This window comes from Myxococcus sp. RHSTA-1-4, from assembly GCF_020037125.1.
In the GTDB taxonomy this organism is placed as follows: domain Bacteria; phylum Myxococcota; class Myxococcia; order Myxococcales; family Myxococcaceae; genus Myxococcus.
The window spans coordinates 207,473-221,153 of the sequence record NZ_JAIQDG010000009.1; the positions used below are offsets into that span (position 1 = coordinate 207,473).

7 protein-coding genes are annotated in these 13,681 nt (G+C 70.7%); all 7 read right to left on the bottom strand.

Annotation, left to right across the window (positions count from 1 at the left end; translation table 11 throughout):
* The 7 genes from K8638_RS15250 to K8638_RS15280 are packed head-to-tail and all read right to left on the bottom strand — an operon-like array spanning position 1 to position 13,644.
* Entirely contained in the window at positions 1–2,376 is a 2,376-nt protein-coding gene (locus K8638_RS15250) for a glycosyltransferase (protein ID WP_223755248.1), read from the bottom strand.
* Positions 2,377–2,394: 18 nt separating this feature from the next.
* Positions 2,395–3,114: a hypothetical protein gene (locus tag K8638_RS15255; RefSeq protein ID WP_223755249.1), complete on the bottom strand. Its 720-nt coding sequence runs from the start codon at positions 3,112–3,114 to the stop codon at positions 2,395–2,397.
* 30 nt (positions 3,115–3,144) lie between these two features.
* Entirely contained in the window at positions 3,145–6,237 is a 3,093-nt protein-coding gene (locus K8638_RS15260) for a hypothetical protein (protein ID WP_223755250.1), read from the bottom strand.
* Positions 6,238–6,249: 12 nt separating this feature from the next.
* A complete protein-coding gene (locus K8638_RS15265; RefSeq protein WP_223755251.1) occupies positions 6,250–8,337 on the bottom strand; it encodes an ATP-binding protein in 2,088 nt (695 codons plus the stop codon).
* Positions 8,338–8,351: 14 nt separating this feature from the next.
* Positions 8,352–10,466 (bottom strand): hypothetical protein, encoded by a 2,115-nt coding sequence (locus K8638_RS15270; RefSeq protein WP_223755252.1) that lies wholly within the window; start codon positions 10,464–10,466, stop codon positions 8,352–8,354.
* On the bottom strand, positions 10,459–12,438 hold the full coding sequence (locus K8638_RS15275) for an MYXO-CTERM sorting domain-containing protein (RefSeq protein ID WP_223755253.1): 1,980 nt from the start codon (positions 12,436–12,438) through the stop codon (positions 10,459–10,461). Before K8638_RS15275 ends, K8638_RS15270 begins: the two co-directional genes overlap by 8 nt.
* A gap of 27 nt (positions 12,439–12,465) precedes the next feature.
* A complete protein-coding gene (locus K8638_RS15280) occupies positions 12,466–13,644 on the bottom strand; it encodes a hypothetical protein (protein ID WP_223755254.1) in 1,179 nt (392 codons plus the stop codon).
* Positions 13,645–13,681: the final 37 nt, after the last annotated feature.

The window sequence follows — 13,681 nt, forward strand, 5'->3', positions numbered from 1 at the left end:
TCAGGGGGCTCCCGCGGCGAGCGGGCGCGGTGCATGGGAGGTTTCGGTGGGGAGGGCGGCGCCACGGAGGGCGTCGAAGGCGTCACCCATGAGGGCGCGCAGCGCCTCGGTGGGGTGGGAGTGCCAGAAGCGGTGGTGGACGCGCTTGGGGTCCACGTTGGCGTCGTGCACACAGGCGACGAAGAAGGAGGAGTCCTCCAGCACGAGGAGCGTCCGGGACGGGTCGCTCCAGAGGAAGCGCGCGTCCTCGCCGACGTTGATGTCGGGGAAGGGGTTTCGGCGCCAGAAGTCCCGCGTGTAGCAGAGCGTGTTGCCGGACACCCAGGGGCGCTGGCCGGTGGGGTACACGTACTGCCAGGAGCGGCCGGTGGACGGCTGGTGGTAGTAGACGCGGGTGAGGCCGCAGACGGCGGCGCCCGCCTGGAGCAGGGACGACACCTGGTAGGTGAGGCGCGTGGGCGCGGACCAGTCGTCGTCGTCCCAGTGGACGATGACGTCCCCACGCGCGGCCTGGCACGCGAGGTTGCGCTTGGCGCCCAGCGAGTGGCGGCGCTCCAATCGCACGTGGCGGATGCGCGGGTCCTCGGGGAGGAGGTCGCCCGCGGGCTCGGAGCCGTCGTCCACGACGATGAGCTCCCGGTCCGGCCAGTCCTGCGCGAGGAACCAGCGCACCGCGAGCGGGACGAACCGGCGCCGGTTGTACGTGGGCATGATGCACGACACCTTCGTGCCCGCCGCTCCCGCCGGGAGCGTGACGCGGGCGCGCGGGGCGGTGGGCGTGGGGTCCATCCCCACGAGCGCCGGAGGCTCGGCGGCGGGCGGCGCCGCGGCCGCGTCCGTCCGCTCCTCCGCGGCCACCTTCTCCAGGACGACGAGCGAGCCCGCCATGTGGACGCGCCGGAACCTGCCGCCGCGCAGCAACTCGCGCACGAAGAGCTTCACTCCGGGGAAGTAGTCCGCGCAGTCGTGGAAGGCGACGAACCCACCGGTGGCGAGCCACGGCTCCAGGTGGTGGAAGTCGGCGGCGACGCTGGCGTAGTCATGCAGCCCGTCGACGAGGAGGAAGCCGATGGGCTCGCTCCACGGCACGGAGGGCGCGGCCTGGAAGTGGACGCGGACGCGCGAGTCGAGCCCGGCCTGCCGCAGCGTCTGCTGGAGCTTGTCGCGCGTGGGCCCCAGGTGGCGGAGCCCGCTGTCGCGCGAGCCGACGACGCCGTCCCCCGGGTCGATGGCGTGGATGGGCGCTGGGGAGCCGAGCGACTCGGCGACGCGGCCCAGCACGACGGTGGCCTTCCCGCAGTAGCTGCCCACCTCCACCACCGCGTGCGGCGCGGGCAGCGAGGACAGCGCGCGTGAGGCCGCGGCGATGAGCAGGTCCGCCTCCTCCTCGGAGAGCCAGCCCTCCACCTTCTGCATCTCCGCGAGGATGGGCCAGGTGAGCAGCAGCCGAGGCCCGTGCTCCTCCGTGTTCGCCGCCGCGCCTTCAACAGGGGCGCCGTCCTCCGCCTTCGGCGCCAGGGCGTCACCCGCCGGGGGCGGTGCTTGCAACACCCGCGCGCGGCCCTCGTAGTCGCGGAAGCGCGAGCGCACGTGGGCGCGCAGCGGGTCGTCGTAGCGGCGGGGGATGGGGTGGGCCCAGAAGCCGCTCGGGTCGGCCAGGGCCGTGTCGAGCTGTCCGGTGGAGTAGCGGACGCGGTAGCGGACCAGGTCGTAGCTGCACGGGCTGGTGAGGACGCGGTGGCCGAGCAGGGCGACGAGGGTGGGGAAGAGCACCTCCTCGCTGGCCCAGATGCGTGAGCGCCGGAGGATGTCCTGGAGCTGCGGGTCTTCCCACAGCGTCACCATGTCCTTGGCGGCATCCGCGGTGAAGACGGTGGAGGGCCAGAAGGTCCAATGGACGAACTGGGCCTCGCCCTGGGGGAACCTCCGGAGGAAGGGGCGCCACAGGTCCACCTCGCGGCGGGCATTCACCGCGGGCGCGGCGCGGCTGCCGGGGCCATGGGGAGGCTGCACGTTGCCGAGCAGCCCCGCGCCGGGGTTCGCGTCCAGGAAGGCGCGCAGGAAGCCGGAGTACCCGGGCCGCAGCCCGAGCTGGTCCGAGTCGACGATGGTCATCGCGTCGAACGGGTGGTGCTCCAGCGCGAAGCGGAAGCAGTCGAGCGCGAAGTCGTGCAGCCAGCCCCACTTCATCGGCCGTGGGGTGGGGTGGACGACGGCGTTGTACCGCTCGAAGGGGAAGCCCTGGAGCAGATCCCCGTCCTGCCCACCGTTGTAGAGCAGGATGCGCGAGTCCGGGTCCAGGTGGTGCAGGTTGCGCACCAGGTCGATGACGCACTCCCGGCTCTCGTGGACGAGACAGGCGAAGGTGTTTCTCATGCGGCGGTCTCCCGGGCGTCAGATCTGGGCATCCGTCAGGTCGTTCCAGGTCGTGAGCCCGCCAAGCACGCGGCACAGTTCCCGGACCTTCTCAGCGAACGGGGCTCCGTCCTCGAAGAAGTCCATGTCGAAGCGGCCCACGGAGATGACCAGCCGCTCGGGCTCGGTCGCCCTGCGCTCCACCACCACCCTGGCTTCGGGCCGGGCGCGCAGCTCCTCGGCGAGCTCCCTCGGAAGCTCGGGCCGGGCGGTGGGCACCTCGCGCAGCAGCTCGGCGGGAGTCAGTGTCCCCGTCCTCAGCCCTTCAAGGCGCCGGAGGAGGGCTTCCGCGTGGGTGAGCGCGCCGGTCTCCAGGAAGTCGGCCATGACGACGCACTCGAAGGGAGGATCTGGCGGCTCCCCCGGCCAGCTCGCATCGCTGGCGTAGGTGCGGATGAGCTCGAGGTCCGACCAACTGCGCTGAAGTGGCGTGACGAGCCGCACGTCGACGCGCCAGTTGTCATTCCAGATGTCCTCCCAATCATCGCTGTCCAGGTCGTCCGCCAGGTAGTTGGTGACGAAGTGGCTCACACGCCAGGAAGAGAAGGCGATGTCCGGCACGCCCAGGTCCCGGAGCATCTGCGCCACCATCTCCGGCGTCCCCTGGTGGAGCTGCTTGATGGCCATGGCAAAGGCCGAGAAGGACAGCGTCTGCCCGCCGTCCTGTACCGCCGCGTTCCAGAGAATGAAGTTTTCCATCCGACGCTCCTGAACATGTGGCTGGGCTGGCTACGGGTCCTTGGGGCCGCGGAATCGCTCGGTTACTTTGCGCACGTAATCGCCCTGGTTCTTGCCCGCGTTGCACGAGCCGCACATGACGATGAGGTGCGAGTCATCGTCGTACCAATCGTTTCGCTCCTTCTGCAGCATGTTGTTCCCGCCGCCCGCCTTGTTCCACTGGTCCACCACCTGCTCCGTGTGCTCGACCTCGATTTCCGAACGAAGGAGGAGGGGTTTGTGGTTGGGCCCCTTCTTGCCGGTGTTCTCGCACCTGTAGAGCGGGTCGCCATTGGGAGCCTTCTGGGGCGACAGCGCACGGGCGAGCATGTTGGTCATCGGCACCTTCCGGAACTTCTTCTTGTAGAACTTGTCCCGGATGACGATGCCCGGCTTGACCTCCATCGTCGCCTTGTCCACGTAGATGGACACCTTCTTGAGGTCGTGCTCGTCGGTCTCGTCGCCCGGGTTGACCTTGCCCTTGGCCCGGTACTTCGTCCCTCCTGTCTTCTTGAGCTCGAGGGACTTCAAGCGGTACTTGGTGCGCAGGCCGGGCAGCTTGCTGCTGACGGTGCTGACGGAGGCGTCCTCCTTGGACAGGAGGCTGTTCGCCTCTCGTAGCGCGAGCTGGAGATCCCGCTCCTTCTCCGCGGGTGTCCGCTTGTCCTCGGGCTGCTCCTTGCCCTTGCCCCCGCCGAACAGCTTCTTCACATACGCCCAGGCCTTCTTCAGCCAGCCGAGCACTGCGGCGCGGACCTTGGCCTGCACCTTGGTGATGAACTCGCGAATCTTCCCGGAGATGCCGCCCAGTCCGATGAGCCGCGCGAGGAAGGCGATGACGATGGGAATCAGGTTCGCCAGCGCCCGTTCAATCCACGCCGCCGCGCCGCCGATGGCCCCCGTGGCGATGGCATGCACCGAGTTCACCACCGCCTCGATGAGCGCGACGATGCGCGAGGCGTTCTCGATGACCCACATCACCACGTTGTAGATGGCGATGACGGCCTGCACGATGGCGCCCGCCGGGTTGAACATCGAGAGAATCTTGGTGACGGCCTGCTTGACGATGGTCTCGATGAGCCAGGTCTGGATGGCGTCGATGACCATCGCCTTGAGGTTGGACAGGTCCTCCTTCACCTTCTCCCACAGCGCCTGCGGGCCGCCCTTGATGGTGACGGTGATGTACTCGACGAGCTTCTCGAGGAGCGCCACGTTGCGCTCGCCCATCAGCTTCACGGCCTCGCCGCGCATCCAGGCGTAGGTCAGCCCGAGCACGTCGAGCACGAGCTTGAGGATGGACCACACGTTCAGGTCGCTCGGGACCTGGATGCCCGCGGCGGCCAGCGAGCCGAAGAGCCACTGCATGAAGCCGCGCTTGAGGTGAGTCCAGATGTTGGCGACGAACTGGCTGAACCCCTGCTTGATGGCGGCCAGCAGGTTGGACAGGAACCCGATGGGGTCCGACAGGATGAGCTTGATGGTGGCCAGCCCCTTGCGGAGCACGGCCATCAGCTTGTCCTTGAACTCGGTGAGGATCTTGATGACCTCGCCGATGGCGTCCGCCAGCTTCTTCAGCGCGCCGGCGTTCTCCTCCTCCAGCTTCTTGAGCGCCGCGTCCGCCTTGTCGTGCGCCTCCTTGTATTTCTGCGCCAGCTTCTGGGCGAGGTCGTTCTTCTTCGCGTCGATGCCGTTGCGCAGCTCGTCGAAGCGCTCGGCCATCGCCTTCTGTGCGTCCCGCCCCACCGCCTGCAAATCCCTGGGCAGGCTGTCCACGTACGCCTTGATGGCGGCCTGGCCCTTGTTGACCTCGGCCTTCGCGTCCGCGAGCCGGCCGTCCACCATGGAGGAGATGCGCACCGCCAGCGCGTCCATCTTCGACGCGAAGCGCGCGCGGGCCTGTCCGAGGATGACCTTGATGCCCTCGGGCACGGGGCGGAACAGGTCCGCCAGCCAGCGCGCCTTGCCCCGGAGGCCGCTGTAGCGCTCGTCCTTGAACTTGTCGATCTGGCGGTTGGCGTACGCCTTCATGTCCGCCAGGGCCGCCTCGGCGCCCAGGTCGAACACGCGCATCACGTCCGTTTCGAGCGTGGACAGCTTCAGGTCCACCTTCTGCTTCGTCTGCTGGTACAGCTTCTCGATGTGGTCGGTGACTTCCTTGCGCCGCGCCTCATCTTTCTGCTTTGCCAGCAACTGCCGCGCCTTGACCTTGCTGTTGCCGGACAGCTTCACGCCGGCCATCTGCGCCACGCCCGAGCGCGAGTCGCCCGTGGCCTTCGCCTTGGCCTGGCCCAGCGTGGCCGCCTCGCTGGCCACGTACTTCCCGGGCGCCACGGTGGCCACCTTCTCCACCTGCGTCTTCTGCGACAGCACGGCGGAGAAGCGCGGGTCATTCGCCTTCTTGAGCTGCTCCGGCGTCAGCTCCGCGTCCTTCATCTGCTGCTCGGCGTCCTGCTTCCCCTTGCCGAGCGCCTGCACCTGAGCGGCGGGCTTCGGTGCCGGCATGGCCTCCGCGCCGTTGACGGGCGGGGGCGGCGCGGCCGGCTCCTCGGGCATGGGCGTGGCCTGCCGGGCCGGCACGGCGCCGGGGTCCGGCGGTGCGGCGGACGCCTGTTCCGTGGGGCCCGCCGCCGCGTCCTTCTGCTCCTTCACGCTGCCGGAGACGGCGCCCTTCACCTGGGCCGTCTCGTTGCCCTCCATGAACTTGTCGGCGTCATCCAGCGTCTTCGGCATCACCTTTTCGATTTCCGCGCGCAGGAGCGCGAGGAAACCGCTGGGCTCTGCCTTGGGCGCCTCCGCCGACCTCATGGCGTCCACCTGGTTGGCCTTGGCGCCGGCGAGCCGCTCGGTGGGCGGGGACACGGCGGCGGCCTGGGCCTCCGAGGCCTTCTGCGAGGCGGGCGGGTGCTTCTTCGTGCGGGCCGCGCCCTTCTCGAGTTGCTCGATGACCTTGCGGAAGCGAGGGTCCTTCTCCGCGTCGCCGCCCACCTTCACCGCCGCGCCGCCCGGTGCCGCGGCGGTGGTGGCGCCGCCCCCGGGACGCGCGGGGGCCGCGCCGCGTGCGGGGGCGCGGGCGGGACCTCGGGCGGCGGCGCGGGCGGGAGGCATGGGTGGTGGCTCTCAGCCCCGGAGGGAGGTGGCGCCGGCGCGGCGCAGGGGACAGACGTCACCGGCCTTGCGGTACTCGCGCACCACGCTGGCCTCCAGGTGCGCCGAGCCCATCGGCGTCCCTTCCTCCAGCGCCAGCAGGGACGCGTGCAGCACCGCGTTGCGAATCTGCCCGCCGCTGAGCTGGCAGCGCACGGCCACCTCGCGCAGCAGGCCCGTATCCACGGCGTGCGCGGTGGGCAGGTGGAGCTGCCAGAGCATCCAGCGCTCGGACGGGTCCGGCGCGCGGAAGTCCACCACCACGTCCATGCGGCGCTGGAAGGCGGAGTCGATGGCGTCCGCCGCGTTGGTGGTGACGACGAGGATGCCCTCGTAGGACTCGATGCGCTGGAGGAGGTAGTTGGTCTCCAGGTTGGCATACCGGTCCGTGGACGAGCCCACGCCGGTGCGCCGGGCGAACAGCGAGTCGCCCTCGTCGAAGAGCAGCACCACGTCCAGCTCCTCGGCGAGCGCGAAGATGCGGGAGAGGTTCTTCTCCGTCTCGCCGATGTACTTGTTCACCACGGAGGACAGCTCCACCCGGTACACGTCCAGCCCCAGGGCCGCGGCGACCAGGCGCGCCGCCAGCGTCTTCCCGGTGCCGCTGGGGCCCTGGAAGAGGGCGCGCACGCCCGGGGTGAGCTGTCCCGCCAGCGGGCCGCCCACGGCCACGCCCATGCGCTCGCGGTGGCGGCAGCGCGCCTCCAGCAGGCGCAATTCGCGCAGCGTCTCGCCGGCCACGGAGAGCTGGCTCCAGTCGCCGGAGGCCGTCAGCCGCACGGCCAGCGTGTCCAGCGCCTGCCGGTTGAGGGCGCGCGCCGCCTCGCGCACGTCGGCGGGCTCCACCTCGGAGCGCCCGGCGAGCGCCGCGTGGGCCTGCGCCAGCCGGGCCGCGCGCCGGACGTGGCCCCGGGTGAGGCGGAAGGACTCGCTGATTTCCGTCACGGAGGAGCAGGGCCGGCCCGCCAGGGCCCGCGTCCAGTGAAGGGCGCGCTCCTCGGGGCCGGGCATGTCCACGTTCAGCGTGAGCGCGCGGTCCACGCCATCGCCGGAGACACCGCCCAGCCGGCCGAGCACCACGCCCAGCGGCCCATCCAGCCCGTTCAGCTCCGGCACCTCGGCGGCCTCGCCGGGGGCGGGCTCCAGCACCACCACCGGCAGCGCGTGGAGCAGCGTGGCCAGCGGCCCCACCATGCGCCACCGCGCGTCGTCCGCCTTCTGCGGCCCCTCCACCTCCAGCACGCCACGGCCGAGCGCGCGTGCCACCGAGCGCAGCAGGGTGCGCCGCCCGTTGTGGTGGGGACCGCGGACCACCAGCGCCCGGGCCTCTCCCGACGCGAGCAGCGCCGGCAGCCGTCCGAGTGCCTCGCGCAGCGCGTCCGGGACGATGAGCGGCTCATCGCGGGACAGTGTTTCCCGCGCGTGGTGCTTCAGCCAGGGCGCGGGCCGCTCCGGTGCCTCGCCGCGCAGCGCGTCCCAGACGGGGCCGGGGACGTGGAGTGCCCACTCGGAGCGCGGGGCCTCGCGGTCGGACACCTCCACCAGCCCCAGGTCCATCAGCCGGCGCAGGCGGGAGCGCACCTCGCCGCGGTCCTCCTCGCCGCGCCAGCTCGCGTTGAGCAGGCCCAGGGTGGGGCGGTGCAGCGTGGGCGTGCCCTGCATGGAGGAGAAGAGCGCGCCGAAGCGGGCGTCCTCCTCCACCATGCCCACGGCGAGCAGCAGCGTCAGGGCCTCGTGGTCCAGCCCCGCGGCCCGGCGCAGCGCGCGCAGGGGCAGGTGGCCGGACACGTCCGCCTCCCAGGCGGCGATGGCCTCGGGCCATGGGCCGGGGCCGTCGTCTGCTTCCACCGGGGCCACGCCCAGCTCCGACAGCTCCTCGCGGTAGCTCTCCAGGAAGGGGAAGCGCGCCAGCAGCGCCGCCTCTCCGCCGCAGGTGCGGGCGCCGTGGGCCAGCACTCGCGTAGCCGCGGCGAAGAAGTACAGCTTGAAGTGCTCCAGGGGCTCCGAGGCTTCCGGCTCGGAATCAGGTGGGAGGGTGATGGCGGTCTGGGTGTCGGACATGGCGCGCGTTGGAGTCACTCGAAGTGGAAGGAGAGGTGCCGCCCGGCGGAGGGCAGCCATCCGACGTCGCGGTCCAGCCCCGCGACGCGTACCTCCAGAGGGAGCTGCGACAGCGCGAGCACCACGTCCACGTGTGTCTCCGTCACGTGGAGCCGGGCCTCGTGGGTGAGCAGGGTGGCCTCCAGCGCGAGCGCATCGTCCGGAGGCAGGCCCAGGGCGCGCACCAGCCGGGCGCGGCAGTAGGGCACCAGCCACCCGAGCCACCGCTCCAGCAGCGAAGCCTCCGGTCCGGCGGGGGCGGTCACCTCTCCGCGCGCCAACGTGAATGGGGAGGCCGTTGCGTCCCGAGTGATGTCGCTTCGCGCGGACTTTCTTGGGTCCGGAACAAGAGCGCGGGCGTAGGGCTCCGTCTCCCGTCGGACCTGGACCTCCGCTTCGGAGTCCGATTCGCACGGCACATCCAGCACCAGGAAGCCCGCCGGGTGCCGTATGCGCAGCCGGTCCTCGCCAACCGCCCACGTCCACTCGGAGGCCTCCGGAGTCCGGAACGCGAGCAGCCACTCCTCGGGTACGCGCCACGCGTCGGGAGGCTCGAAGCCCTGACCGGGAGCCTCGCCCGGCTTGCGGCCGGAGAGCAGGGCCAGCACCTTCCACACCGGGTCCGACGGCCGCGGGTCCACGAGCAGCCCGCGTCCCAGCAGCGTGACGAAGTCCCACAAGGGCAGGGGAAGGTGCGGATGCATGGGCCGCGAGAAGTCCCCGTACAGCTCCAGGAAGAGGCCCAGGTTGACCAGGTAGAAGAGGCCGCCGAGGCCGGTGGAGATGGGCAGGCCCCACGCGCGTCCAGGGGGCGGCTCGAACACCCTGGGCGGCGAATCTGGCATGGCGGGAGAGGGAGGGGAGACAGCCGGCGTCCCCTCGTCCGGAGCGGTTCCCCGGACCGTGTCCGCGGCCCCATCATTCGCGGGAGCCGGGGCATCAACGAGCGACGGGACGGGGGAGGACCGTGCCACCACGGCCTCGATGGGCGGCGGAGCCCCGCTCCCGGCCTCCTCGCTCGGACCGCCACTCACATTCGGTGCCACATTCCCGCGATGAGGCGAAGCACGCACCTCGAGTTTCTCCCCCCGCGCGGGAGAAACCTCCGAGGCGGCTCCCATTGAACCGCCAGCCCCCCTGACATCCATGGGCGTCGAGCCGGTCTCCAGGGCCGATGCCGGGGAAGCCACACGTGCTCGCGCCCGCTCCTCCCTGCGCGCCTCGGCCGGGCCCGCGCGCCACGCCACCACCGCGGGAGCGAACGAAGGACTCCGGGCCTCCACGGGAGCCCGACGCAACATCAGCGCCACGCCGAGCAGCGCCTGCCGGGCCCTTCCCAGCCCCAGCGTGCGGACCTCCGGCACCCGGGGCTCCCACGGTGCCGCGAGCGCGCTGGCCTCCACCTCCGCCATCACCGGTCCGCTCCCCCCGGCGTCCAGCGCCTCCGCCTTCGAACCCGTCGCGGCTCCCTCCGCCGCCTGGCGCGCCGACGCCAGCGCCGGCAGCCCATGCACGCGGGCCACCTGGGCGAGCAGCGTGTGCGCCTCCTCCTCGGTGAACAGGGCGAGCACGGGCCGCGCCTCGCGCCGGAGCACGGTGGTCTCCAGCGCGGCGGGCACGTACTCGGGTTGACGCAGCCACTCGGCCACCACCGTCCGGGCCAGGTCCACGCTGGGGAACAGGCCGCGCCACCACCAGTGCGCCAGCGCGCTACCCCGGGCGACGTCACTGGCGAGGCACGCCAGCAACTCCGCCGGGTCCGCGAACAGCACGGCCTCCGCGCCCGGCGGCACGGCGCCACGCGCGGGCCGCGCCGCCCGTGCCACCTGGGCCTCCAGCGTGGAAGCCAGCGCCTCGTCCCACGCCGCTGGGGGACGCAGTGAGTGCCGCCGCACGGGCAGCACCCCCGGCTTCGGGTCCATCAGCCGGCGGATGCAGACGGTAGCCGACGGAGGCAGCCCCAGTGGCACGAGGTGGGCGCCGCTCAACAGGGACTCCAGCCGCAGCCGCGCGGAGAGCGGTTCCAGCTCCGCCCCGTGCAGCCGCAGCTTCCCGATGACCGTGCGGCCCACTCGCGCCCCCTCACTCATCGTCCCGGCGGCGCCTCCGCTGAGCCATGAGCGCGAGCATCGTCAGCCCCAGCAGCCCCATCGTCCCGCTCGCGGGCGTCCGCCGGCAGCCACACGGATCCGGGTTGGGAGTCGGGGTCCCCGTCCCGCCGTCGCCAGGCTCCGTCCCGCCGTCACTCGGTGCCGGCGCTCCCTCGTCGGGGAACTCTGCGCGCGTCACCATCTGCACCGACTCCCCGGCGGGAATGTCGATGAAGTAGCTGGCTGGCGTCTCCGTCCCCGCCACGGGCAGGGCGCCCCTCGGGGCGTCCATCAGCGGGATTTCAGGAGGGCGAGTGATGGCGACCGCACCCGCCACATCCACTTGTCGCTCGACGACGGGCACGCGCTGGAGGTCCAGCCTCGGCAGTGCGCGCAGCCTGATCTCCGGCCGCAGGTTGTCCAACTGGATTCGCCACCGGTCGTCCAGCAACTCGGGACGCTCCACCGGCTCCAGGGGGCGCGTCAGCTTGTGCTTGATGATGTAGCCGAACGAGCCGATGGGCGAGACCACCCTGTACGTCTTGCCTCGGATGCTGACGACGGCACCGGTGTCCTGGTACCCGTGGAACAGCCACTCCAGCTGGGAGATGGGAATCCTCAGGCCGCCGGGGGCGAAGACGGTGTTCCGCCGCTGGTTGGTGTCCACGCGGATCCGGTGGGCGGTCGCGCCGGGGGGCAGCGCGTATCCCCGGGTGGAGATCTCCACCTTCCGCTCGAAGACGGACGCGCTGCCGCTGAAGTCCATGTTCACGTAGGCGCTTCGATTGGTGAACGTGGTCCGGTCCGAGCCCGAGCTCAGCTCCACGAGGATGCACTGATGCCGGTTGTCCTCGTAGGAGTCCGCCACCGCGCCCGTGAGAATCCAGGAGCCCGTTTCGAGCATCTGGCTCCCCAGGGCGGGCACGCTCAGCCCTGGAGCCTCTGTCGGGTTGCCGGGAGCGGGAACCGGCCGCCAGCTCTGCTCCGAGGGCAGGCCGAAGTTGGCGATCTTGAACGTGGCGCGCACGTCCGGCGCGGCGTCCGCGCCGCTGTTACGCACCACCGCCTGGAACTTGTTGCTGGCCGTCGTCCCCGGAATCTGGATGACGTGCGACGGGGAGTTGTTCGTGCGGATGTCCGTCGCGCTGATGGACACCCCGGTGCATCCGGAGGTGCCGAAGCTCCCGATTCCCCAGTTCGCCGGGGCGGGGGTCCGGTTGTTGATGTCCGGCGCATCCCCCGGCGGCGGGTTCGCGTTCGTGGGCCAGTGCAGAGAGGGCGTGGTGGAGGTGAGTCCGTCCACGCGGAAGATGTCGAAGTACATCTTGAAGTCGGCGGCCGGCGGCAGGGGAAGGCCGGACGACGGAATCCGCATCTCCACGCTCCAGGTGCGGTTGTTGGGGCCGCCGTCGGAGGACGTCACCTTCGCGTCCAGGAAGAACGCGCCCGCCACCAGGTCCCCATGGGGGATGATCTGGACCGTGCCCCAGTTCACCGTGCCGTTGGGGTTCAGCGCTCCTGACTGCCAGTACTGCGCCTCCCGCATCCGGCCATCCGCCGCGGCGCCGGTCGCGTAGAGCGGGAAGAGGTGCAGCCGCCGGTAGCGGTTGGCGCCGCCCCCCAGGTCGAATGCGAGCACCACCACGTCGTTCTCGTCGAACGACGGATCGTTGTTCGCCTCCACGGAGATGTAGACGTTGCCGGAGTCGCGCACGCCCTGGACCACGGCGTGCGAGCTGGTCGTGCCGTTGCCGAACTCGTAGCGGAACGCGCCCGTCCAGCCCTTGTCCTCCTGGATCTTCCCATCAAGGGTCGGTGGCCCCCTCGTGTAGGGGACGCCCGAGACATCCCGGAAGCACAGCCGGTTGCCTCCATCCGCGCCCGCCCCCGGCGCGTACAGCCCCAGCGCCGCCAGCAAGCCGAAGCTCCCCCGCACGCACCACCGACTCAACATGCCCTGCTTCATTGTCATGCCGCTCTCCTCTCATGCCGCTGCCGCTCAGACGCGGCGCAGCTTCTGGGATACTTGTCCAAAGACCGAGGTGTTTTCGGAGGAGGTAATGCGTACCACCAGGTCCACCGACGCGGGCGCCGTGGCCCCAGGCTGTATGCTCATCAGGAGGTTCGTGGGCCCCGGGCCGGTGATGTTGACCTGCCCCGACAGGGGAGTCTGGTCTGACGCGATGCTCAGCTTCGCCGCCCACAGGTTCGTGCTGTCGCCGGGCAGGCTCAGCGTCACTGTGTACGGCCCCGCCACGCTCAGCTCGGCGGTGAACTGGAGCAGCACCCTCCCGCCCGCGGCCGCGTGGACTTCGTCCTGCACCACCGCGCTGGAGGGGGACACCAGCGTGCGGGACATGGGGATGCTCGGCGCCGTGGAGATGGAGCCCAGCATGAAGCTGTGGTCGCCCGACGAGCCCGTGAGCTTGGCGTTGCGCTTGGAGGTCACCGCCAGCCGAAGCTTGACGCTCCCTCCCGTAAGCCCGGACGGAATCGTCACCCGGACACGGACCTGACGGAGCGCGCCGGACGGCGGATCTCCCTTGGGGATGAGCAGCTCGTTGTTGGCCAGGGTAACGCCAGAGGTGTCCTGCACCACCAGCGCCCACGAGGACGCGGCCGTGCCCGCGGGCGGCTCCACGGAGGGCGTCAGCTTGTACGTCTCCTCCATGTTGGTGATCGCCTTGATGGTGTATGTGAAGTCGTAGCTGGAGCCCGCGGTGATGGTCGTGGACGGCGTCTGTGCCAGCGACACCTGGAGCGAGCCCTCCGGCGTGGTGGCCTCCGCCTGGGCGAGCATGATGGTCGTGGTGGCGAAGCCCCGCATGTTGCTCACCGACAGGGTGACGGGCTTGCCCTCGACCGGAACGTTGGGCACGGCCGGCGCGTTGAAGATGAGCTGCGAGTCCGAGCTGCCCGCCTTGAAAGCATTCACCATCACCGACTCGATGAGCACCGTGTTCTGCGAGGCCACGCCGAAGCCCCGCCCCAGCACGCGCATCTCGCTACCCATGCGGATGAGGCCGGTGGGCACGATGTCGGTGATGGCGACCGTCGCGATGGAGGCCTCCAGCTCCGCCAGGCGTTGGTCCTGGGTCTGCAGGTGGTCGATGAGCCTGTTGAACAGGTCCGAGGTGATGAGGTCCCCCGGTTGGACCTTGGATGGCAGTTGCGACATGGAAGAATCCTCCAGAAAGGGTTTGCGCCTCGTGGCT